We start from the raw sequence: 21,391 nt of genomic DNA, 5'->3' as shown, positions 1-21,391 counted from the left end.
TCATGGTAATTTCTTTAATTTGTCCTCAGGAAGTTCTCCTATATTGTTTTGAGCTTCATGATAAGTGGCCCATCCGTATTTTGGAATGTAAATAAAAACGTTTCCATTTTCTTTATTTATGGCTTTTGGCGTATTACCATCATTTAGAAACACATATTTATCATTAGCAACCGACGTTTTACTATTAAATTTAAAAACAAACACAATAAATGTTAATAGTGCAGCAGTTGATATTACTTTATAGAACATATAGCTAATTATTGTTTACCAACCCAAATATACCTTATTTCCCTAAAAACTTATGCATCTCACCAACAACCCAGCCAGTCAAGTAAGCTTGTGGCTCATCATTCAGCGGATCTAACATCATACTGCCGTCGTTGTAAACATGATTGACAACATGCACTGCTTCATGAGCAATAATATTCGGCGATGGGTTACTTCGGAAGCATGCCACATACCTATCCCTTGGATCTTTATAAACGAAAGCATCTGTGTCATTGGACAATTCCAGATTCAACTTCCGCCCAAGCTTATCCCAATTATCCGTTTGAATGAGAATCATTATTCCGTGATAGATCGGTATTTTGATTTTTTTGGTTTTCATATCTAGTCTACTTCGTTAAATATTATCCTCTGCCCAACCAATCCAGTAACAGAAACACCCATGATCCGCGCGAGCTTGCATAGCATTTCAGGAGTTGGCATACATTCGCCTTTTTCGTAAGCTTTAAGCGCTGCCCTGGATAGTTGTAGCAGTTCGCAAGCCTGATTGGATCTAAGTCGCTTAGATCGCCTGAAATTGGCTAAGTTTTGGGGGAAGAAAGTTGGGGACAAGCTTATTTTATTATTCGGCATTTCCTTCAATTGGCATTTATCGCATTTAGTGAAGTTCTTAAATACTTCATCGTCTGTAAGTGGAGTACTACAACACTCACAACGAATATATTTTGGTGGAATATATTTTGCCATGACCTGATATAATTGATTTAATAATACTTCTATTTCCTTTCCGTACTGTCGGCCGTATTTGATAAAAAACCGTGAGGTGTTTGGGAGACAACCCCACGGTACAACCAATTATAAACCTAAATTATGAAAAGTATTTGTGGAGCGAGCAGGAATCGAACCTGCAAAACTCAGCTTTCGGCCTAGCGCTTACCATTCCGCCACCGCCCCAGTTTTCCAACGATTCAGTTTCACAACTGTAAGTTGAACACGCAATTTCTTGGATTTGCAGTTGAGGTGACAGGATTCGAACCTGTATCGTTACTATTTTATCCGGTAACTCGGTACTCCCGTAGGTTGCGTCTACCATTACGCCACACCTCAATTCTTTAAAAACAGTATCGCAGGAAAATAGGACGATGAATCAGGTGAATAACACAAAACCTTGTTGCGCCCCCGAGTAAGCATTTTTACTCCCTTTTTGCTTCATTATTTACTCACCCCAACCCGTGGGGAATACTGTTTTAAAACAACTGCCGCAGGTTAATTGGATGCTATGGACACCCGTCGACGAAGCTCTATCGCCCCTTTTTGGTTTTTGATTACCTCACCCCGAATGGAGCAGTTGTTAGTTGTACATTAGCCTCGCGCTGGAACAAATATAATACAATTTTTAAACAAAACAAACATTTATTAAACATTTTAAACAATTTTAATTTCTATCATAATTATCCACTTGGTTATGAAAAATGGAATTATAGTTTTATATTGGGTTCATTAAACCAAATTAACCAACATGGAAGAAAAGGATAAAAACAAAAATGGTCGTGAAAGTAATGAATCTAGTTACGAATCTCTAAAAAATAGAATTAAGCAACTTCAAGAAAGAAATGGCAAGATAAATTATAATATCGAGGATGGTGGCTATAGCTCCCTAATCGAGAAATATAAACATTATAGTGATATTAATAAGATCATATCAAATTCACAGAGCAAAATAGCAATTGATGAAGAGATAATAGAATTAAAGAGACAACTTATTGCTGCAAAAGGTGATAAAGAAAAGTCTCTAATTATGCTAAAGGAGATAGAAAATAAACAAAAGAGTTCCCATATTATTAATAGGATTCATGAAGAAGCTGTTTCGAAATATCTTAATTCAGGTGATTTTAGGGCTAATTTTGAACATGGTAATGAGACGTTTGCTGTTGTTGTATCAATAGATATAAGGCGTTCGACAGAGTTAATGCTTAAAGCTAAAACTCCGACTGATTATTCTAATTTTATCACAGAATTAAGTGATAGGCTTTCTAAAATAATAATTGGAAATTTCGGAATATTTGATAAATTCACTGGTGACGGAATCCTAGCATTTTTTCCACATTTTTATAGTGGTAAAGAAGCTATATTAAGAGCTTTAAAAGCTGCTGAAGAATGTCATTTAGCTTTTTACGAACATTATAAAAATTGTAGAAATAAATTCACGGTATTTATAAAAGATGTTGGTTTAGGTATTGGAATTGATTGTGGAATTGTAAGTGTAGCAAATACTTCTTCAGAACTAACTGTAGTTGGAATACCTGTAGTTTATGCATGCCGTTTTTCCGGAGCAAAGGCTGGTGACACACTTTTAAATATGGAGGCGTATCAAGAGGTGTTAGATCAAAAACATGCAATGATAAAGGATATTGAGGAAACTGAGATCCACATAAAAAATGAAGGTATAGCAATGGCATTTAAAGTAAAAATAGATAAAGATCAATTCTCTCAAAGTGACGCTTATCCTTGGGAGGTTTACGAAGATGATGTAACATCCGAAACAACCCCTGCTGCAGAAGAAGCAAAAACAGAAAATAAAAAGAAAAAAGGCGCCTAACCAGCGCCTTTCACTTTGACCTACAGATTTCTCTATTGTCAATTTGGGATTTACATTAAAGATTTAATCTTTTTTACCCAATCTTCATAATTAGTGATTTCGCCACTAGCGAGACGTACAGAGCCCAATTCCTTGAAAAGAACTTGTAAAGTTGGTTTTTTTACCATTTTTCTATTTTATTTTCAGAAGTAGTGATATTGCGATATATCATACTTTCTTTTATATAAATAGTCTGTTATTTTTAAAAGTGCGAAAAAATAAAGCACTTTTTTTTCTTTATAATTCTGATTAAAATAATATTAACCAAACAATGGAATATACTTGTAAAGATGCAATTGAAATGCTAGCTGACATAGCCACAGTTATTATTGCTGGCATTGCTTTATACTATGCATGGCGTACCTATGGGGTTGCAAAAGAAGCGAAAGATGAATGGAAGAATGAAAAGAACCTTGATATATTAGTCAGGTTTTCAAAGGTATTTCCAAGTTCGAGAGAAATGATCATTAGCCTTAGAAACCCTCTATCCTATAACAAAGAAGTTGAAGACGAAATTAAAAAATCCAATGAAAATGGAGAGCCACTTTCCGAAGATCATATAAAACATTTTAAAGCCTTAATCACTTTGCAATCTAGATATCGAATTTACGAATCTAAAATCAATGAGCTTATGGATCTCGAATATGAAACATTGTTCCTTTTAGGAGATGATAACATTGTATCTAATTATATACGTTTTATAAAAATAACCAAAGAAAACATTTTTCAATCAGCAAGAGAACTTGGCTACTATAGGTCTATCTCAAATTTTGAGCTAATGTCGAATGAAGAATTAGAAAAAAGAAAGAAAATTATTGCAAATAGTAATACTGTTGTTTTCAGTGTTGGTGATGACCAAATTTCAAACGATTTGCAAAAATACTATAAGTCCTGTGAATCCTTCTTAAAATCTCATCAGTCGAAATTCAAAATATCGTAAAAGGCGCCTACCCAGCGCCTTTCAACTTAACAACTGTCCCCTCGGCACCTACCGCGGCCCCCTCAGCCTTAATCTTCGCCATCTCATCCTGGACGTTGGTTACCAGCCCAGATATACCCATGGCAGTCTCTACCGATATCAGTCCCCCGCTATTAGCTTTAATCGCCAAATCAACGTCAGCATCCAAATCGTCAAGTTTGAATCGTGGTACCTCAACAGTAACAGCCAACTCTTGCATTGCACCAGTAAGTCCAGTATCCATACTAGCCAATAACGCCTTCTCCAAGTTCACACTACGCTGTAAAAGTTCGCCATATCCCCCATCAATCTCATTACTAGCAGCCAAATGGGCATCGATGAATACTCGATCGAAAGCAACTCCTGATAGATCGCCTAAAGCCTTCATTTCCTCAAAGCTGATATTTGGCGTTTGCGTGAGAGAGTATATGAAGTTGACTAGTGTATCAATCTCCAATTCCACAGCGGCAACTGACTGATCCCAAGTCACGTACTTAGCGTCAGCATTATCACCAGTCAGTAAGACAGCCTTACCATTCTCCCCTTTCTCCTGGGCTTCCGCTCCTGCCGCCCCCTTGAATACTAACGTAGGTGAAGCGTGATAGTCATTTGTATCAGCAAAGTTTGATATAACCGTTTCCAACCGTTCAATCAATGGCTGCACGTTGGCCCATATCGGGGTGTCTTTCGAGTAATAGATAATTGGAAGCTTTTTGTATGGTAAATCAATCGTGTCAACGAGTGTCCATCCACCTTCACCTCCACCACCGGATCCGCCAGCACCTCCCTGCTCAAACTTCAATAGCCGGTCCGCACTGTAGATGTCAAAGCATTTAACTGTCTTGTCGCCGCCACTGGTTTCGGCTGCCAATTCTTCCAACGACTTACGACGATCGTATTGTAAACCGAAGTATGTTAGATCACCAGTAGCATCGAAAACAGGAAGTAGTGTGTATCCTTTGCTCGGTGATAGTATTTGCATTTTAAAATCAACAGCAACCTTGCTCAGACCTCCCCAGTGACTCGCATCATCGGTAACCTTGGAATACCATAACTTAGCCACCTGCAATTCCTTATTCAACAGCTTAGCAATTTCTGATTCTTTATACCCGACTTTATTATTTTCACGCAGACGTTGCAATAGATTGAAAGCCCGCTCCTGGTCGTTCCCATCAGGCTCAGCATACAATCGTGCCTTGCCCAGGTTCATAAACGCCACCCTGCGAGTAACAATTATCTCCTGTAAAGCTAAAGGAAGGCGCGCAGGATCTACGTATGTAGAAGTGAGTGTAGGTGTTTTCCCATCCGCCTGCATGACTGGTTTGCCGTCGGCTCCGATCACCTTCTTCTTTATCTCTTTACGCTTCCTCAGCTGCTCATCATAGATATTATGCTCCTTGATATCGGTTTCCTTCTTCACCTCATAGGCAGGGGCTGACTCCTTGCCTAGTTCTTCAATTATCTTTGGATCAATGGCAGCTGATGCCACCTTAATTTCTTTTGCCATAACTTTATCTTTACTGTACACCGCAGTGTCTATCCAAACATTCCTATTATTGAGTCGTCAATATTGCTTTCCTTATTCACTCCGAAATTCTCTACCACACCTGTCAAACAATCAGGAGCATCATCGTGAGCGTTATTACCTTTCTTACTATATGTGGTTACATGCTTATAGAATTGGGGCCACATTTTATCCCAACCAACAGGCATGTGTATAATCATATTTACTTTTGCTGAGTTGGTAAAGATCCTAGAGTGCTTATTTTCCCCTTGATGGAACCATTCGACATTGCAATTGAAAGCCTTAAGAGTTACCAAATGAGACTCAACGTTACGAGCAAACCCACGCCCACCGTTGTTAGACTCAATTAAAGCATATTCCACCTGATGAATTGCTAATTGCCTTGCGGTGTCGGGCTCTGTTATTTCCATTGGATCCTGAGTATAGATCACGTCAAGAACAAAGCATCCTAAATCAGTTTCCAAATACGCTATGCTACATAGATAATCCTTACCAGTGTCCGCGGTATCGACGTATGCCTTACGATATGCTTTAATATAAGGCGGTATATTCAAATACTCCTTGAATGCCCTATACATCAACCCTTCCTTAGGTTGCGGATTTTGCATATACTGCCTGCCAAAGTTGATTGGGTTGATATCGTTCATTTTTAGGAGCTCATCAAGCGTATGCTTGAACTCCCACAAAGCGCGGCCATCCTTCAAATCCTGTCCATCCTCAACGATAATACAAGGAAGTGATAATACAGTCCATTCACCTGGATAATTAGCTAGTACATGACCGCATAAATCTTCCTCATGCAATCGCTGCATAATGATTATTATCGGAGTGTTACGAGAGTTTACACGGTTAATAATGGTTGAGTCAAAACGATTATTAACACGACCGCGAACAACATCGCTATCCGCATCATCAGGCTTAATCGGGTCATCAATGATCAATGCACCGCCGAAGGTGGTTACGCCAGTGTCGGCAGTAAGTTCGTCTAAGGCGGACTGGAATTCCTCCTCGTCTGCATCGCCTGCTTCTCCTGGTTCAATATCAACCTGCCCAGCACCAAAACCTGTAACCTGACCACCAGCTGCACGAGCATAAACGCCACCACCTTGGGTCGTATACCATTTATTTTTAGCCGTCGCGCCTTGTTTTAGTTGCACATCAGGAAATAGCGCCTGATAGTCTGGACTAGTTACCAAGTCTTTTACGGCTTCGGAATTATCCAAAGCAAGATCGTCCGAGTAGCTCAAGTGAATGAATTTTGAAGCAGGATTGATCGCAAGACCAGCGGAGATAAGGTTCTTAACTGCTAACTCCGTTTTTCCATATCTAGGGGCTATATTAATAATCAACCGCTTAAGACGGCCCATAAGGACATCATCAAGCGCAGCGGCTATTTTAGTATGATGCTCACCAACAACAAAACTCCTTCCATATTGCTTTTGGAAGAAGTACTTCGTGTAGTTCATTATGGATGACTTACACCAAAGGGCTATGATATCGCGTTTTGTGAATCCTGCTGTTGGTGTCATTGCTCTATAGTCCACATGCTATGTTGTTTGATATAATCTAAGGTGTAACCTCTTTTCAGATGATCTAATATGTAAAACATCTGATCCAAAGGGAGCTTTTGATAGTGCTCAAAATCATCATGAGTCACAGGATGGGCTATATGCCTGAATGCATATGATAAATCCTCTTTAGCGATTCTATCGGCTCTTTGTTCCTTAGTCTCTTTCAGGCTTTCCAATACGCTCGTATACATATCTTTAAACAAACTTTTGAATTGACTTAATAATGTGCTCATGTTTACCCCTCCTCTACATTAAAATTGCCACCAGAAAGCTGTTTCAATAATCGTTGTGCTTCCTCAGGCGATACTTTTTCGTTTAGTGATTGATCCTTGGTAGTGATATCCAATTTATCTTTGTACATGCCTTTAACACGCATTAATTTATCCATGGCTGCATCAGCCGGATAAAGTTCTACCTCCAATCCATTCTTACCGTATTTGAAAGATTTGATTATACCGCGCTCTTTATCTGCCAATAACTTTGGCATATCAACCTCGATATGTGGAACAAGTTCTGTTTCACCATTTACAAGACGTGTTGCGTTTGGATTATGCTTTAATTCGATGGAATATTTAAGAATCTTATCCTGGATAGGCTCCACCACTGTCCTTTGAAAATCATCATACTGTTCTTCTGTATATCCTTTCTCAGCGCAAAACTCTTCTTGAAGGATTAGATTGAATTCGAGTTCACTTATGATATCACGGAGACTTTTTCTTACTCGTGGTGTATACTCTATCATTCTAGTAGTCATATAGTTTGATAGATCACCCATTGCAATGTCAGCCATGCGTTTAGTCAACTGCTCAGCTGTAAGCGTCAATTCGTCCAGTCTAGCCTTAATAGCATTTGAAATCTCAACATTTTTCAACAGGCGTTGACCTTGAGATGCTGCTGTTTTATCGCTATATCCAGCTGTTAAAGCCGCTTGTGTTGCATTGTAACCATTGGAACAATATTCCTCAATAAAACGTTGCTGATTGATATTCAGCTTGCCTTCCTCCTTCTCACTCATCTCCCCTAACCTCCTCTAAAATTTCGTTTACTGTATCTTTCGCCCAGACAGTTTTGGTGTAGTAAAACCTACACTGTTCTAGCTTCTTCGCAATAGCTTGTTTACTTACCCCAAGAATATCCGCAATAGTCAATGCTACTCCTTTTCGGATCATTGTATCAGCATGAATAGATTCAGGTGAACAAAGCAAAAGAACTGCTGTTGTTGCTATCAGTCTGACTCTCCAAACTTCCTCACTTCTGAGATACGCGATATTCACCACGCGTTCAACCAATTCAGGTGTGCAAGGAATCGACTGTAGTTTATCTTTTACCTCCTGGTAAACATCTGGGTGATGTGATGAAAGGTATTTGGCAATATTATCTCCGGTGCGGTTACTCATGCTGCAAACTCCTTTCCTGGATTTAGGATGGCTAAGAATGCGGGTTGAAACTCTTCCAAGGATCTAACAACTTTCACTGAAATCCCATTGGCTTCCCAAATTGAATGAAGATCGGATTGTACTTTGCTTACTGTACCTGTTAGTGTCTTAACTTCAAATCCGTATGTCTGTCCATTCCAAATAAAAAGCAGATCAGGAACACCAGCAATAACACCAGAAGCTTTGAACTGCATTCCCTCTCTTGCAGAGCGATTGCCACCATTTGGAACATGGAAAAGCAAACGACGTGTTTGCGGATATGTATTCCATGCCCACTGAAACATTTCAGTTTGAATCTGAATTTCGGATTTATCCAAAGGTTGGGTGATATTGTTTGATATTCTACTCATAACTTTTTCTTTAGAAAAATAGGAGCCTTCACCCTTGACTGATCCGGCCCCCATTAACATACACAAAGTAAAAATACAACATAACATCAGATAACACAAATGATATGTAAATAAAAGTGAAAATAGTACGGGAAACCATAGAAATGGATAGTTTCTTACAAAACGCGAGGAGCGTCTTACAAAACGAAAAGGGTGAAAAACGATGAATGGAAGCTGTGAGAGGGGTTTTCCTATCGTCTTACAAAATAGACCCCTATTTTTGAATCTTTACTATAGAATATCATTTACATATACATCTTGTTTTTATGCAAACGTTTGCGTGTTATAACATATATATAGCAATTTTTAATAATTGTTTTTTTTAATAAAAAAAGGGTATTATTTTGTAAGACAGGTAAAAATAGGCCTTTGTGGTTGTGTAAAGGCTGTTTTTTCTTACAAAACGTTTTGTAATATACCTGTAAGAACCTGTAATATGGCGTAATATTTTGTAAGAAATGGCTAATTTCACTTTTTTTTGGTGGTGTCGCGGAAAAGTTGTATAGGAGCTGGAAGGGTTATAATAGGATCCTTTTTTTATCAGGTGTTAGGTAGTAAAAACTTCCTGCAATAGGTTGGGTAAGTCCGAGTGAATCGGCTCCTGGGTTGTAGCCAATGAGATGATCTGAGGCACCATGATTTGCAAAGCCTAGGGTTATATGTGGTGTGTATTCTTTATATTGATTTGCATAAGGAAATGAATGTCTAAGCGTGTGATTCAGCAACTCAACATCAATAGATTGAACCTTAATGTATACGATATCTGTATCGTTGTTGAAAATACCGATTTCTCCGAGTGTTATATCTAATGTTTTGCCGTGCACTATTTGGATTAGCTTTTCCAAATCAACAAGAGAATGATCTAAACCATAAACAATGGTTATTTGGGGATTACGTTCGATAGTGCAGCCGGGAATCAGCGACTGTACTTGTTCTTTCCATTGATCTTTGTCAACGTCAAGGTAATATATTAATGCTCCTAAATGTTCTGCCGGTTTATCCATACTCAAATATAAAAGAAAAGCCCCACCTTTTCAGAAGGGGCTGTATTGGGGAGTTATGAAGTTAGAAGACAGCTAGTCCTTTATCTTGCAGGATAATTCCCATGGATTTTTATAAGACAATAGGTGCTCAAATGATTCTTTATTGGATATTGAGTTCATTTGATCCCCTTTGTCAATCCAATAATCTAGATTGTTGCCCGAAAATTTGCATTTGTAGTACCTGAAAGTTATGTCATTTCGAACAAGTTTATATTCAATTGTTGTAATAAGTTCTTGTTTAGAAAAACCGAGTGATAATGCTTTTGACTCTTTCATCTATCTTATTTTAACAAGGCGGCTTTTACACCGCCCTTTTTGTTTAACCTTTAATTTTCTTGTAAAGAGCATTTATTGCTGTCCGATTTGTTTCGGGCTCACCTCTTTCTGAGGAAAGCCAGTATGCTTCCTGGAGAATCTTAGTTAGTAATTCTGTCTCAATCTCATCAAAATATAATGGCTCCTTATTATCCATAAGAGAAACCTCATACGTGTATTTTTTTCTTTTGCTGTGAACGACGGTTGTTTCACCAGTACCAAGTTGTTCAATTGTGACACTGGTAGGTTCCTTCGCTATGACAATAAATTCTTTACCCCAAATTTTTCCGTCAAAAGTGAACTTATGCCCTATTTGTAATTCGTAAAATTTCATATTCTAGTGTGTTTAAAAATGGCCCTCCAAATAGAGAGCCAAACCGGTTGTTAAATCCTAATCGCAAACTCAATAAATATCAATTTGCGTAGTTCTTCCAAAGATCACGGCGCTCTGGGAAGGCATACGACCTTTCTGTGGTACGCCATGTGTAACGATCCGTCAAGGTGGATCAGTTTAATTCCGTATTGTTGCTGTAAAGTGTGTATGTTCATTTTTAGATCGGGCAAAGCCCTGTGCTTTCGTGAATAAAAATTAATCAGGGAAGTATATTCCAAGTAAAAATCCGAGTATGGAACATAGCGTAAGTAATATTGCGAATATTGAAAACAGCCTACGTTCAGATTCCAATATCTCATTCCAACGCTCTTTCATTACTTCAGCCCGGAACATTGTCCTGCGCCAAATACCACGTATTCTACGCATCAAATATTCCATTCTTGTAGCTGGCTTAAACTTATTCTTTTGCCAGGCCTGTTGGAGTCGCGAAAGACGCTCGGCAACTTCATCATGATCAGTACGATCATTAGTTGCATCCCACAATGGTGGCTGGATCTGATCCAACCCACCATCAATCCTCTTTGTGCTCATGCCGTAACCTTTAACCAGGTTTCAAAATCAGGCCTTTCTAAGCAGCTTGCGGACAATTCCACTCTGCAGCAGGGGCACTCATTATGGGCTTCGGCTGGATCTTCCCAACTGCCATGCGAGTCGGTAACATACACCAGTTGGTCATCACTAACCACCGATTCACAAAACGGACAGATTGTTGTGTGGTTATCCATTTGGTAGTCTGCGTGCATTTGGATTGCTTCATCCAAACCAATGTCACCGACGATTTCCTTAGCGGATTTATGGATTTCGATTAAAAATTCTTTACTTTGCATCACGTTTAAATTCTTTGTTAGAGACTTTTTACTAGCGGTTAGTTAGGATTGCCCTCCTTCTAACCGCGCTTTTTTTGCAGTACATCAAGGCGACTGCGTTCGCCTTTTGTCAAACTTGGGTACCGTTGTTTCCGTTTGACTCTACAAACATATTAAACATTTTAAACAATTCAAACATTTTAAACAAATTGTTTGTAATACACTGTTTATCAGATATAAAAATTTTATCAATATTTGACATCAAAACGGAAATCCATCGTCTTCGACCACTTCCCCTTCATAAACACCCTCGAAAATATGCACCCTCTTGGTTCCTTGGTTGGGTATATACTTAGCTTTTGACTGCTCGAAATTCAAGACATGGCGTTCGCAAAATTCCTTCACAGCATTTGATAATGTTTTCTGAGATAGCTTATATTTCTCCTTCAATTCCCCGGCTACATACTCATCATATTGCCTTTGGAAAGTAGCTACCTCCACATAATCCAAACGCAACCACTGGCTGATATTATCCTTGAAAAACTCCAACGTCTTCTCCCCAAATTGATTTGAGAACTTCTTATCCCATCCAATATTTGAAAGTTCCACCAATTCAACTTTACCTCCTTGCTGCAAATGGTACTGAATAGAAGAGATGACAAAATCGTCAAACCCTTTCCAATCTTCTTTTGTGAATCCTGAAGGGAACATTTTATTGTGAACGGCATCAACACCCCCATGGCGTGTGTAATAATCTGTAAACTCCACCGGACGAATACGACGGCGTAAACCCCCATCTGTATCTTCATAAGAGAAATTGGTGTTGATTAAGATTTTTGGCATATCTTCTGGTCGGATCTCTTCCTCATTTTTGTAAAGCTTCTTAAGCAATCCATATCCAGTTGTTTGTTCTTTAAGGAATGACCAATCAATCTTTTTTGGGATATCGGCCATAAAAAAAACACGTTGACCATTCCAAGCCTGTAAGAACTTCTCATTAAATTGAACCATCGCACCAGGAACAGTACAAACCGTAGTCATCTCCCGAAGAATATTACCGAAGATATTCTTACCTGAACCTCCACCATTTTTGGGATCGGCCACCATTTCCTGAAGCACAATAATATATCCAGCTGATTCGGATTTAAAATCGTGGGACAGGTAACCAATAACGTTTCTAATGTAGTCTTTTACTTCGCCTTCTTCTTCTCCAGTTGCATTCTTAAGGTAAGTCTGAAACAATTGTGAAGGTTGTACATCATCACCAAGATAATTACGAGATAGCATTTTATCTGTCCATATAAGACCGTCAATGTCGGCATAATCTAATTTCGTGATAGCGTCAGACGTGATCCGTATAGCGACATTATTATAAAATTTATAACAAAAATCAGCAGTGTCGTAAATACAGTCACTATCGTCGAATCGCTCAAGACGATTATCCATAATAAACTTACCCGAGCTTTGGATAAACTTCTCATAAGCATTACAGATATCTTTGTAAACATCCGCTTCCTCCTCCTGGATATAATCCTTCATATTATCAAAGAAGGTCATCACGTCAATACGATCAACAAATTTTCCATTGATCTGAATTGCCGCTTGCTTGTACGATCGGAACCCAAGGTTCTTAGCAACATTAAGAAAATCCTCACGGCTTATTTGTATTTTATGGTTTTCATCATATTGCCAAAAAACACCATATGGATGCAGCTCCGCAAACTGCTCTTGCAATCGCTGAAACTCTTCCTTGGCTTCTTCTGAAAAATTTGGAGGGATGGCGGCCTGTCCATTGATTACAGCTTTCTTAACCAGCGATTGTTCGACGTTGCGCTTTACCTGACCGAATCCGCCTTGTACCAATTCACGAAAAGCCGCTTTCTTATCACCGTTATGCGTAAACTCGGCAAATAGAGTAGCAGGATTATACCCTCTCTTTTCGTCCAAATCCGTTGAGGTGGTGAAAATAAAAAACACTCGCTTTTCACGATTGAATGAAGCCGAAACACCATCCTCTTTACCCGGGCGTGTAAACCAAATAAACCTTGTGTTCTCACGAAGGAACTTCCACCCCTGAGACTCCATGAGTTGCACGGGATCACACTGATTATTGAAATCCTCAAATGGATTTGTCGTGTAGATAGAATCCTGCGTTTGTGTAAGCTTAGGCGATGGGGCCACCTTAGTGATCTCACAATAACTCTGACATAAATTGATCAATGAGCAACGTTCTTCCCAAGAAATTACCGGAATTGGGTTATTTTGGTGAACAGTGTATCCCAACGACGGTGGAAAAAGAAAATAACCACCTTCACCACGTGTTTCTAGGAAGTTCACAGTCTTGGTTGGTTTCCGTTTACCCGAAGCATAATCCGCCTGCAATTCTTCATCCGTCTTCATTCTGCCCGCAAGCTTTATGTTTCCCTGTGGCGAATGGTCTGCGATGCGGTATAAGATATGATAACCTCCTGAAGGTGTGCGGTGAATCCTAAGCCGAGCGTAAAGGTGTGGATAGAATTTTGCAATGTCACTAAGCAAAATTGCATCAATCCCAGGATAATACTTTGAGTCGATATCTATACACTCTAAATTACCAGATACAACCCCACAGACAGCAGCAATAGCGGTAGTGTTCTTCTGCTCCATGACATACCACAACTCCCCTTCTTCGGCTACACGCTGTTGAGCATCAGCCCACGATCCATAAGGAGTTTTTGCTGGACGGCTTGCGTCAGCTTCCTCACGTACTGGAATTAGTGATATCCCATCCTTCACCAACTCGGAAATCATTGGCCATATTTTCCCTAATTCAACCCCCATCTTATCGTAATTGTATGTCTGTAAATTCTATTGTATTTGCTCCTATCATTCTGGATTGAATATCTACCCAAGTAGACTTGTACCCCATAGCCGCTCCAAAAGCGGAAAGAAAACCCTTTTGGACCTGCTCCTTTGCCTTGGCAACACGGGTTGCGAAAACCTGCTTCTTCTTCATCTTGGCGTAAATAGCAAGTTCATTTGGAGATAGCTCGGAAATCTTTCGGCCAACTAGATTGCTGTAATGACTAGTTACCTCCACCAATTCCCCTTGCTCCAATTCCTTTTCGGTCAATGGCCGTTCGTGTCCACAAAATGGACATATACGTTGCGTTGTTGAAATGATGGACTCGCACGAAGGGCAAAGGGCTACTGGTGCAACACCTTCGCCTTTTTTTGAGCGTTTGGTTACCTCCCACATATTTTCCCAATCGCGATCCTCGAAGTACAAGCCATGACGCTCCCAGTTACCACCGTAATCCAGTACACGAAAGTGTGTTTTAAGAGGAGTTCCATCGGATGCCCAAACAGGTCTGCTACCGCGACCGATCATTTGTAGATAAAGAGGAAGTGAGGTTGTAGCGCGGTTTAGAATAACCAAATCAACAGCCGGAGCGTCGAAACCCTTTGTCAAACTCGCTACCGATACGCAAATATTTGCTATACCCAATTCAGTAAACTTGGCGAGCTCATAAGAACCATTTTCAAGTTGTGAATGGTACTCCACAGATGCAAATCCCTCTGCCTGCAAGCGTTCGTTCATTTCGCGGGCATGCTTGATCGATGAAACGAAAATCATACACTTTTTAAAAGTAGCGGAACGTAGGTCTTCGAAAATACCATCGTACACGGCTGCGGTTGAAAAGGCTGCAGTCTGAGATTGCTCGGTATATTCACCATTACGCATTTCAAGAATATCTGTATCCGCCTTTGTACGGGCCAAGTGCTGGTATGAACAAAGGAAACCTTGTTGGATCAGTTCATCGACCTGACAGCATACAACACAGGCATTGTAAAGCTCGGATAGGTGTCTAGCTACTCTACCATCGGGCGTTGCTGTAAACCCGAGGATATAAGGATTGCTCACTTCGATCAATCGGCGGATGATATTTGATGGTGTTCCAATATGGGCTTCATCTACAATAATAAGTGGTGGAAATTCCAATTGCGCCAATTGCTCCAGGATCAAAGGCCGACGCGTTAAAGTTTGGGCCATTGCGATATAAAGCTGCCCAGGTTTTATTTGGACATGCTTTTTACCATTGGCAATTTCAATTCCCCCTGCTTCACCAATAATCTGGTCGAAAATCTTAGTAGTCTCGCTGATGATTACTACGGCACGGCCATTGGCAATAGACTTATACGCAACGTCAATAAACATTTTGGTCTTGCCGGATCCTGTAGGAGCGCAGGCAATAACCCGTCGGTGATCTCTGAGGGCCACAGCTAAATTCTTTACAAATTCAGCTTGGTATGGTCGTAATGTTGGAAGCGTAACTTTCATGCCACTACCTCACTTTCTGGTAGCGCGCAAAAAATCAATACATGATCTGTCATGCGGATAAATTTTTGTTAGAGATTTTTTTAATGAAGCGGTGAAAGGGTTTGCCCTCCACAGTCACCGCTTTTAGTAACTTCTTACTCGGATTAGAATGGTAGATCGTCGTCGTCACTTCCTGAGGAGATATCCACAGGTGCCGGCGGCATATCTGTATATCCTGCTGATGGTGGAGCCGATGTTGTATTGCCCAGTTTAGTGACTCTCCAAGCCACAAGACTGTTGAAGTAGGTTGTCACACCATCTTTGTTAGTCCATGGGCGGCCACGGAGATTGAAAGACACTTCGACTTCTTGGCCAATAGCTAGGTTGTCGAAAATTGATGTTCGATCTTGTGTAGCTTCAAATCTGATATACTCCACAAATTGCGGATTCTCTGCATAGGCGACTATCATATCGCGTTTTTTGAATGATTCTGTCACTTGTTCTGTTGTTCCAACTTCGTGTACTTTACCTCTAATTTCCATTGTTATACTGCTTTTTGTAATTTATTTTGCTCTAATTTTCGATCCGTTTCCAGGTTATCCATGATATCCGAAATGGTTTCAGGTGCTAGTCGCGAAAAGAAGTCCATCGCTCGATATAGTTCCGCAGGCGCTTCGAACTGGACGGTATCATTGTCCCGTGGGCTGAAGTGTCTTCGGAACTCTTTGAGCAAGAATGCGGAACTTTCGCGTGCTTTCCGCAGATGATTATTCATTAACGGATTCCAAAATTTAATCGGTTCGAAGAAACATTTATCGACGTTTTCTGCGCACTGCAAGAAAAGGTAATACGCATTTATCTGATAATACATTTCCTCGGCTTGGTCTTGTGTTAAGTGGACTTGGTTCATGCTTTGGGGTCTCCTTTCAGACGAACCCAGCCGTATTCGACCAACTTTTCAACTGATACTCCCATAAACGGTAACGCATAACCTTTTGATCGCAAGAAGTCAATTGTAGTTACGTCACTGATATTTATCCCTCCAAGCTTACCATCCGTTACATCAAAGTCTTCCCAAGGAGCTGGGTTCATTATATTGCTGTCCAATATTTCATCATAGTCATTTTTGGTTAGAGAAGACAGTGGTTTTAATTCAATGAAATTATTGTCAATATTGAATCTATTATCACCTTCTTCGATCTCGTCCCAACTGTTATAGAAATATAAATCCACAGGGTATTTATTTTCCCATTGAGGACAAGTCCAAATATCTTGCCCCATATACAAAGCGAAGAAATGTCCTTGCGATACTGTTTGCTTATCCATTACGCTGCTCTCCTTTTACCAGTAACACGTGCCACAGCCTTGTATTTAGGCTCATAAACCACGTCCTTATGTTCAACCATTTCACCAGTAGATTTGGCCTGCTTTTCCGCAAACATGCGCATACTATCTAGTTTTACCTTTGCAAGATCTTCCGCAGTTGTGCCGCTGTTGGTAAGGTAGTAATCCACTATACCGCGCCACCCATCCACACTACCCACCACAACCGAATACGATTCAATAGTCTTTGGTGCTTCCTCCTGGCGATTTGCCTGCGCCACCATGACAGTAACATTTGCTTGTTGCTTTGCCTTGGCGGCTTCATCTGCCGCTCGCTTCTCTGCTGCCAACCGAGTTTCCTCGGCTTCCTGCTCCTGCTTTTGTTTTAGCTCCTCAGCCGCTTTATTGTCAGCGATACCTTTTTCTAATTCCGAAACGCGAGTAGGGAACATTTCCAAAATGTATTCTGCGTATTTGGTAACCTCGTTTGTAAAATGAGTTGAGGAATTTGCAAATCGCTCAGCTGTACGCACCTCTCCGATCAAATCCTCCGAGCCAACCAACGTAATAGTTTCCCACGCTTCATTTGAAAGCTTAGCATTGACGAAAGATTGGATAGCTGCTTTGGCTTCCTCAGCGTTTGCCAAATCGAAATTACTGTACACTTGTAGGATTGTACGCTTCGTTTCGCCAAGTAATGCCGCATACCCGTTTCTCAATTGCGTTTCCAGATTGGCAATGTCATCAATCCTCTTTTGCTTACGTTGGAGTTCCTCACGTTCTTTACGTGCAGCTTCAGCTGCTTCTTCTGCATGAATCTTTGCAGACTTGTCACGCAGTTTTTGGATAGGATCGTACAAGTCTTTTCCCAACTCATTTTCAATGGCTGTAAATGCTTTAATGAAAGCGTGTGCTTTTTCGGTAAACGGCTTGCGTTGTGCTTCGATGGAAGAAACGGCTTTTTTATTTGTGACTTGATATTGCATCAACTCGTCATCCAATTCTTTCGGAAGTTTATCACCATTGGCATTAGCCTTCGCAATAAGTGAATCAAATTTTGACTTCCTCTTTTCAAGGTATGCGATTGACGTTGTATAAACAGCACCTGCACTTTGCAGGTCTGTTTGGGACAGGTATATTGCTAGACCTGTAGTTTGATTTCCTTGTGTTTCCATGGTTAAAAAGGTAATGGATCAGAAACTGGTTCGTTAATAACAGTAGACTTCTTTGGAAGGGCTTCGATATTCTGAGCAGCCTTATAAGCTTTTTCAACGTAATTCTGAGTTTTATCACCGCCCTTCTGTATAGGCTCCATTGTCTCCTCCGCAACCCCAAACTTTCTTCCAACAAACTCACCAATACCCTCCCGACGGATAACCGAGGACAGCCCCTGCTCACGATCTGCAATACTGAACACACCACCAATAGTTGTGTAAACTTTAGATTCTGCCTTACTTGCATAACGAATATCTGCAAGGGTCATAACTGCTTCAACTTCCGCAGTGGTAATCTCCCCTGTCCAATCTTTGAGGTTGTAAGTTGGAGTTTCGCCACGCCACTCCTTTGGCGACCAATTATATGCAGCATCAAGTGGAAGATCCGGGAAGTTTTCTTCCCACAATTGGCGCTCGGCTTCAAGTTGTAAACCATTGCTGCGGTAAAAGCCGTGACGACCTGATTTAAAGTTTATGATCGCTCGGATCTCTTTAGCAACTTTGCATTCTCTTGGCTCACCTTTACGCGGACCGGACTTATATGGGTTTTCGTAATCCAGGCCATCAACTTCGATAGTCATATTGCAAACCAAGTCGATCAGTGTGCCGTAACCTCTTTCGCTCAACAGGACGTATTCTATGCCCAATGGCACCACTTGGTATTCCAAATAGAATTGAATGAAAGAACATAAGTCGTTGCGCAATTTCTCCGCCCATTCTTTTGTTTCGGGTTGGTAAAATGTGTTTTCGGACAGGTAGTTATCAACGACTTCCTCGATTTGTTCAAAGTCGTAGTTTTGGTTAATTAGGAATTTTCCGATTTCTAGGTGAAGGAGCGTGCCATAGTGCTGCGCAATCTCCAATAACCGCCCGGCTTCTTTGGTGCCATGCTTGCAATACCATTCCAATAATGGTTGCTCCATCGGACTGCACTGGTTGATAGCCGTGGTTAAGCTAGTGTACAACCTCAATGGCGATTCACACGGTTTGCAGTCTTGGTTAAGACGGATATATGATCGGCCAGCGCCGAAGTTAACTCTACCGACTTTGTAATCAGGTAAGCGTAATGCGGTTTCGTTGAACCAATCTGGTAATATAATTTCTACGTTCATAATGTATGTCTATGTGTTTTATTGGAAAGAATTGATGTTACAATATTTCGGCTTACACCTATTATATCAGCTATCGCCTGATGAGTTAATTTGTCTTCAGATCTCATTTTTCTGATTTGTAAAACTTGTTCATCTGATACTTTTGCCATATAGTGTTTCTCTCCATGAGAAGCTTTTATAAGGCCTGTTTGATATCCATGTGTGACATTTTCTTTTCCAGTAACCCACTCTAAATTGTCAGTGTAGTTATCCGTCTTCACTCCATTGATATGATTAACCTGTGGTTTATTATCGGGATTAGGAATAAACGCCATTGCTACCAGACGATGAACTTTTAAAAGTTTCTTTCCGAATTGGTTACTAATTTTTACAATTGGATATCCGTCCCTTGAAAATGATCCCTTCATTATTTTTTCATTTACAGCTGCAATCGATCCAGCTTTAGATTTCATAGTCCGTTGAAGAGTTTTCACTCTCCCTTGATTACTTACCTCATAATTAGGATAATTTGGAACTGGAAGCCATATTTCCTTTGAATCATTCATCTTTACCTCCTATCTCAATAGCTTCAGAGAACTCCTCATTACTCTTATATGACCCCGAACTTAACTGCAATAATGATCCGCTCGTAATCATATTAGTTGTAATTCTATTTAGGTCTGCACCACTTTCAACATAGGCACGAACGGCTTCAATTGTTTCTTCTGTGAAATTAGGCACTAGTTGAACTATCGGATAGTTCCTTGCAGCGCCCGGTGAATATGATTGCACTTTTTTTACCATAAGGCTAAATGGAAAGCCTACTATGCTGCCCGATCTTTCCATAACCATGTCAAAGGCTTTAACTATTGTTGGGATGGTAGTTTCTTTCGCCTTCGACTGAAAAGTCCAATGGCCTAGCACACCCTTCATTTCAAGCAACACAAATCGCAAAGTCAACGTGCGAGCAAATAGCTTACGAATAGCTTTAACACTTGGATCATCTGCTGGAAGTCCCTCAACATAGGCGCCTTTACCATCTTTGCCCCCTTGCGGATTCCAAACAGTGAATACTTCACCATTTCCCCATCCAAGGCGTTTACCTTTGTCCCATGCTTCGAATTGTTCATTACAAACCTCTTCGATATTGTTTGATACAAATGCCACCTTTAGTTCGGTTGGCTTATCTCCAAACAGACTTACAAATCTGTTTGCAAAATCTCCACTGGCGCGGAAATAATCTAATGATGTAGGTAAACCGCGTTCGGTTTTCATTCCTACTTTAATTCTACCGATTTCGGGTAGCGTTCTGCCTTGCTGAACTGTTCCCGTTGAAATACGTCCTTTCATTTTCTTTGTTAGAGTTTTTGCGGGCTCCTGCCCATTTTTTACTAGCGCTTTAGTTTGCCCTCTGCGGCGCCTGCTGTTTCCCAATCTTGTCTAATTACTGCAACTGTCTGTCGTAAATCACGAACCTCTACAAGTAACCCTTGCACCAGCTCTCTTAATAATTCAGTGTCCATTCTTTGTTGACGCTATGTATTGTACTAAATTCTGTGACGCGGCTACAGATGCAAGTTGTTTCCGGCATAACCTTACTTTGCTGTTGGGCGTGTCTTGCTTCTCAGTTATTACACCTTCTGCAATCCAATTATCCACTACCCCCCTTCCATACTTCCGATAAGCTTCCGCCTTTGAAAGATATGGTCGTAATTGTCCTACCTCAGTCAGCGCGGCTATACCGCCCAACTCTGCGGCCCCTTGTAGCATTCGGGCCAATTTTAAATCTAATGTTAATCCTTCTTTCAACATTATTTAACCCTCCAACATCTAAAGTTTTCCAAGTCTAACGGATCTCTTTTTGTCTTGAACCGTTTTTCACTTACTGGTTTACCATCATCTCCCTCTTTATGGAATAAATCCCATGCGATATAGCGAACCTCTTTCTCTTCTCCGTTGGGGACAGGAAATGAATGCCCTACATTCATTGTTTTCATTGCCGCCCGATATTTGGTAATGTTCTCAGGGATTGCAACTTTATCTGTTATCTCCACCATTTTAAAAAGTTTAATTTGTTTACATTGTTTGTTATTTCACTTTTTGGCACACACGTTGATGTTTTTTGCTAAATTTGTTTCTATGATTACTTGACAAAACAAAAAT

At 40.3% G+C, this 21,391-nt stretch carries 26 protein-coding genes and 1 tRNA gene; 2 read left to right on the top strand and 25 right to left on the bottom strand.

Annotated elements, in window-relative coordinates; genetic code table 11:
* The 4 genes from ACLCDV_RS07975 to ACLCDV_RS07960 form a co-directional block, all read right to left on the bottom strand.
* A complete protein-coding gene (locus ACLCDV_RS07975) occupies nucleotides 1-249 on the bottom strand; it encodes a hypothetical protein (protein WP_411973369.1) in 249 nt (82 codons plus the stop codon).
* Between the two features lie 34 nt (nucleotides 250-283).
* Nucleotides 284-607, bottom strand: a complete 324-nt coding sequence (locus tag ACLCDV_RS07970; protein WP_411973368.1) for a hypothetical protein — start codon at nucleotides 605-607, stop codon at nucleotides 284-286.
* A gap of 2 nt (nucleotides 608-609) precedes the next feature.
* Entirely contained in the window at nucleotides 610-858 is a 249-nt protein-coding gene (locus ACLCDV_RS07965; RefSeq protein ID WP_411973932.1) for a helix-turn-helix domain-containing protein, read from the bottom strand.
* A gap of 382 nt (nucleotides 859-1,240) precedes the next feature.
* A tRNA-OTHER gene (locus tag ACLCDV_RS07960) sits at nucleotides 1,241-1,332 on the bottom strand.
* A 412-nt stretch (nucleotides 1,333-1,744) separates the two neighbouring features.
* On the opposite strand from ACLCDV_RS07960, the gene ACLCDV_RS07955 reads away from it, so the two are divergent.
* Together ACLCDV_RS07955 and ACLCDV_RS07950 are read left to right on the top strand one after the other, a co-directional pair.
* A complete protein-coding gene (locus tag ACLCDV_RS07955) occupies nucleotides 1,745-2,824 on the top strand; it encodes an adenylate/guanylate cyclase domain-containing protein (protein ID WP_411973367.1) in 1,080 nt (359 codons plus the stop codon).
* A 310-nt stretch (nucleotides 2,825-3,134) separates the two neighbouring features.
* Nucleotides 3,135-3,803, top strand: coding sequence for a hypothetical protein (locus ACLCDV_RS07950; RefSeq protein WP_411973366.1), 669 nt, complete (start codon nucleotides 3,135-3,137; stop codon nucleotides 3,801-3,803).
* 7 nt (nucleotides 3,804-3,810) lie between these two features.
* Here ACLCDV_RS07950 and ACLCDV_RS07945 read toward each other — a convergent pair whose 3' ends face one another.
* The 21 genes from ACLCDV_RS07945 to ACLCDV_RS07845 form a co-directional block, all read right to left on the bottom strand.
* On the bottom strand, nucleotides 3,811-5,328 hold the full coding sequence (locus ACLCDV_RS07945; RefSeq protein ID WP_411973365.1) for a phage portal protein: 1,518 nt from the start codon (nucleotides 5,326-5,328) through the stop codon (nucleotides 3,811-3,813).
* A gap of 29 nt (nucleotides 5,329-5,357) precedes the next feature.
* Nucleotides 5,358-6,890 carry a phage terminase large subunit gene (terL, locus tag ACLCDV_RS07940; protein WP_411973364.1) on the bottom strand — a complete coding sequence of 511 codons (1,533 nt, stop codon included), beginning with the start codon at nucleotides 6,888-6,890 and terminating at the stop codon, nucleotides 5,358-5,360.
* Complete coding sequence (locus tag ACLCDV_RS07935; protein WP_411973363.1) at nucleotides 6,872-7,150, bottom strand: hypothetical protein; 279 nt, start codon at nucleotides 7,148-7,150, stop codon at nucleotides 6,872-6,874. Before ACLCDV_RS07935 ends, terL begins: the two co-directional genes overlap by 19 nt.
* A gap of 2 nt (nucleotides 7,151-7,152) precedes the next feature.
* A complete protein-coding gene (locus ACLCDV_RS07930; RefSeq protein ID WP_411973362.1) occupies nucleotides 7,153-7,932 on the bottom strand; it encodes a terminase small subunit in 780 nt (259 codons plus the stop codon).
* Nucleotides 7,925-8,314: a hypothetical protein gene (locus tag ACLCDV_RS07925; protein ID WP_411973361.1), complete on the bottom strand. Its 390-nt coding sequence runs from the start codon at nucleotides 8,312-8,314 to the stop codon at nucleotides 7,925-7,927. The genes ACLCDV_RS07930 and ACLCDV_RS07925 overlap by 8 nt, the downstream gene beginning before the upstream one ends.
* Nucleotides 8,311-8,703 carry a VRR-NUC domain-containing protein gene (locus ACLCDV_RS07920; RefSeq protein ID WP_411973360.1) on the bottom strand — a complete coding sequence of 131 codons (393 nt, stop codon included), beginning with the start codon at nucleotides 8,701-8,703 and terminating at the stop codon, nucleotides 8,311-8,313. The genes ACLCDV_RS07925 and ACLCDV_RS07920 overlap by 4 nt, the downstream gene beginning before the upstream one ends.
* Nucleotides 8,704-9,260: 557 nt before the next feature.
* Nucleotides 9,261-9,746, bottom strand: coding sequence for a 2'-5' RNA ligase family protein (locus tag ACLCDV_RS07915; protein WP_411973359.1), 486 nt, complete (start codon nucleotides 9,744-9,746; stop codon nucleotides 9,261-9,263).
* 358 nt (nucleotides 9,747-10,104) lie between these two features.
* Nucleotides 10,105-10,434 (bottom strand): hypothetical protein, encoded by a 330-nt coding sequence (locus ACLCDV_RS07910; RefSeq protein WP_411973358.1) that lies wholly within the window; start codon nucleotides 10,432-10,434, stop codon nucleotides 10,105-10,107.
* A 255-nt stretch (nucleotides 10,435-10,689) separates the two neighbouring features.
* Entirely contained in the window at nucleotides 10,690-11,025 is a 336-nt protein-coding gene (locus tag ACLCDV_RS07905; RefSeq protein WP_411973357.1) for a hypothetical protein, read from the bottom strand.
* Nucleotides 11,022-11,321: a hypothetical protein gene (locus ACLCDV_RS07900; protein WP_411973356.1), complete on the bottom strand. Its 300-nt coding sequence runs from the start codon at nucleotides 11,319-11,321 to the stop codon at nucleotides 11,022-11,024. Before ACLCDV_RS07900 ends, ACLCDV_RS07905 begins: the two co-directional genes overlap by 4 nt.
* Before the next feature lie 240 nt (nucleotides 11,322-11,561).
* A complete protein-coding gene (locus ACLCDV_RS07895) occupies nucleotides 11,562-14,120 on the bottom strand; it encodes a bifunctional DNA primase/polymerase (RefSeq protein WP_411973355.1) in 2,559 nt (852 codons plus the stop codon).
* A gap of 1 nt (nucleotide 14,121) precedes the next feature.
* Nucleotides 14,122-15,621 carry a DEAD/DEAH box helicase family protein gene (locus tag ACLCDV_RS07890; RefSeq protein WP_411973354.1) on the bottom strand — a complete coding sequence of 500 codons (1,500 nt, stop codon included), beginning with the start codon at nucleotides 15,619-15,621 and terminating at the stop codon, nucleotides 14,122-14,124.
* A 143-nt stretch (nucleotides 15,622-15,764) separates the two neighbouring features.
* Nucleotides 15,765-16,142: a DUF3127 domain-containing protein gene (locus tag ACLCDV_RS07885; protein WP_411973353.1), complete on the bottom strand. Its 378-nt coding sequence runs from the start codon at nucleotides 16,140-16,142 to the stop codon at nucleotides 15,765-15,767.
* 2 nt (nucleotides 16,143-16,144) lie between these two features.
* Nucleotides 16,145-16,375, bottom strand: coding sequence for a hypothetical protein (locus tag ACLCDV_RS07880; protein WP_411973352.1), 231 nt, complete (start codon nucleotides 16,373-16,375; stop codon nucleotides 16,145-16,147).
* A 131-nt stretch (nucleotides 16,376-16,506) separates the two neighbouring features.
* Nucleotides 16,507-16,926, bottom strand: coding sequence for a hypothetical protein (locus tag ACLCDV_RS07875; protein ID WP_411973351.1), 420 nt, complete (start codon nucleotides 16,924-16,926; stop codon nucleotides 16,507-16,509).
* Nucleotides 16,926-18,098 carry a hypothetical protein gene (locus tag ACLCDV_RS07870; protein ID WP_411973350.1) on the bottom strand — a complete coding sequence of 391 codons (1,173 nt, stop codon included), beginning with the start codon at nucleotides 18,096-18,098 and terminating at the stop codon, nucleotides 16,926-16,928. Before ACLCDV_RS07870 ends, ACLCDV_RS07875 begins: the two co-directional genes overlap by 1 nt.
* A 2-nt stretch (nucleotides 18,099-18,100) precedes the next feature.
* The gene (locus tag ACLCDV_RS07865; RefSeq protein WP_411973349.1) at nucleotides 18,101-19,060 is read right to left on the bottom strand and encodes a hypothetical protein; all 960 of its coding nucleotides are present in this window, start codon (nucleotides 19,058-19,060) and stop codon (nucleotides 18,101-18,103) included.
* A 185-nt stretch (nucleotides 19,061-19,245) separates the two neighbouring features.
* Entirely contained in the window at nucleotides 19,246-19,794 is a 549-nt protein-coding gene (locus ACLCDV_RS07860) for an NUMOD4 domain-containing protein (RefSeq protein WP_333577915.1), read from the bottom strand.
* Nucleotides 19,787-20,578, bottom strand: a complete 792-nt coding sequence (locus ACLCDV_RS07855; protein WP_411973348.1) for a hypothetical protein — start codon at nucleotides 20,576-20,578, stop codon at nucleotides 19,787-19,789. Before ACLCDV_RS07855 ends, ACLCDV_RS07860 begins: the two co-directional genes overlap by 8 nt.
* A 162-nt stretch (nucleotides 20,579-20,740) precedes the next feature.
* Entirely contained in the window at nucleotides 20,741-21,040 is a 300-nt protein-coding gene (locus tag ACLCDV_RS07850) for a hypothetical protein (protein WP_411973347.1), read from the bottom strand.
* Nucleotides 21,040-21,285 (bottom strand): hypothetical protein, encoded by a 246-nt coding sequence (locus tag ACLCDV_RS07845; RefSeq protein WP_317667774.1) that lies wholly within the window; start codon nucleotides 21,283-21,285, stop codon nucleotides 21,040-21,042. The genes ACLCDV_RS07850 and ACLCDV_RS07845 overlap by 1 nt, the downstream gene beginning before the upstream one ends.
* Nucleotides 21,286-21,391 lie beyond the last annotated feature (106 nt).

This window comes from Sphingobacterium sp. Lzh-3, assembly GCF_046764375.1.
Taxonomy (GTDB): Bacteria; Bacteroidota; Bacteroidia; order Sphingobacteriales; family Sphingobacteriaceae; genus Sphingobacterium.
This window is presented reverse-complemented; position numbering and strand designations above follow the sequence as displayed.

Coding starts and splice junctions, on each gene's coding strand:
- ACLCDV_RS07975 (WP_411973369.1), bottom strand. CDS start 249: ATGTTCTATAAAGTAATATCAACTGCTGCACTATTAACATTTATTGTG.
- ACLCDV_RS07970 (WP_411973368.1), bottom strand. CDS start 607: ATGAAAACCAAAAAAATCAAAATACCGATCTATCACGGAATAATGATT.
- ACLCDV_RS07965 (WP_411973932.1), bottom strand. CDS start 858: ATGCCGAATAATAAAATAAGCTTGTCCCCAACTTTCTTCCCCCAAAAC.
- ACLCDV_RS07955 (WP_411973367.1), top strand. CDS start 1,745: ATGGAAGAAAAGGATAAAAACAAAAATGGTCGTGAAAGTAATGAATCT.
- ACLCDV_RS07950 (WP_411973366.1), top strand. CDS start 3,135: ATGGAATATACTTGTAAAGATGCAATTGAAATGCTAGCTGACATAGCC.
- ACLCDV_RS07945 (WP_411973365.1), bottom strand. CDS start 5,328: ATGGCAAAAGAAATTAAGGTGGCATCAGCTGCCATTGATCCAAAGATA.
- ACLCDV_RS07935 (WP_411973363.1), bottom strand. CDS start 7,150: ATGAGCACATTATTAAGTCAATTCAAAAGTTTGTTTAAAGATATGTAT.
- ACLCDV_RS07930 (WP_411973362.1), bottom strand. CDS start 7,932: ATGAGTGAGAAGGAGGAAGGCAAGCTGAATATCAATCAGCAACGTTTT.
- ACLCDV_RS07925 (WP_411973361.1), bottom strand. CDS start 8,314: ATGAGTAACCGCACCGGAGATAATATTGCCAAATACCTTTCATCACAT.
- ACLCDV_RS07920 (WP_411973360.1), bottom strand. CDS start 8,703: ATGAGTAGAATATCAAACAATATCACCCAACCTTTGGATAAATCCGAA.
- ACLCDV_RS07915 (WP_411973359.1), bottom strand. CDS start 9,746: ATGGATAAACCGGCAGAACATTTAGGAGCATTAATATATTACCTTGAC.
- ACLCDV_RS07910 (WP_411973358.1), bottom strand. CDS start 10,434: ATGAAATTTTACGAATTACAAATAGGGCATAAGTTCACTTTTGACGGA.
- ACLCDV_RS07905 (WP_411973357.1), bottom strand. CDS start 11,025: ATGAGCACAAAGAGGATTGATGGTGGGTTGGATCAGATCCAGCCACCA.
- ACLCDV_RS07900 (WP_411973356.1), bottom strand. CDS start 11,321: ATGCAAAGTAAAGAATTTTTAATCGAAATCCATAAATCCGCTAAGGAA.
- ACLCDV_RS07895 (WP_411973355.1), bottom strand. CDS start 14,120: ATGGGGGTTGAATTAGGGAAAATATGGCCAATGATTTCCGAGTTGGTG.
- ACLCDV_RS07890 (WP_411973354.1), bottom strand. CDS start 15,621: ATGAAAGTTACGCTTCCAACATTACGACCATACCAAGCTGAATTTGTA.
- ACLCDV_RS07885 (WP_411973353.1), bottom strand. CDS start 16,142: ATGGAAATTAGAGGTAAAGTACACGAAGTTGGAACAACAGAACAAGTG.
- ACLCDV_RS07880 (WP_411973352.1), bottom strand. CDS start 16,375: ATGAATAATCATCTGCGGAAAGCACGCGAAAGTTCCGCATTCTTGCTC.
- ACLCDV_RS07875 (WP_411973351.1), bottom strand. CDS start 16,926: ATGGATAAGCAAACAGTATCGCAAGGACATTTCTTCGCTTTGTATATG.
- ACLCDV_RS07870 (WP_411973350.1), bottom strand. CDS start 18,098: ATGGAAACACAAGGAAATCAAACTACAGGTCTAGCAATATACCTGTCC.
- ACLCDV_RS07865 (WP_411973349.1), bottom strand. CDS start 19,060: ATGGAGCAACCATTATTGGAATGGTATTGCAAGCATGGCACCAAAGAA.
- ACLCDV_RS07860 (WP_333577915.1), bottom strand. CDS start 19,794: ATGAATGATTCAAAGGAAATATGGCTTCCAGTTCCAAATTATCCTAAT.
- ACLCDV_RS07855 (WP_411973348.1), bottom strand. CDS start 20,578: ATGAAAGGACGTATTTCAACGGGAACAGTTCAGCAAGGCAGAACGCTA.
- ACLCDV_RS07850 (WP_411973347.1), bottom strand. CDS start 21,040: ATGTTGAAAGAAGGATTAACATTAGATTTAAAATTGGCCCGAATGCTA.
- ACLCDV_RS07845 (WP_317667774.1), bottom strand. CDS start 21,285: ATGGTGGAGATAACAGATAAAGTTGCAATCCCTGAGAACATTACCAAA.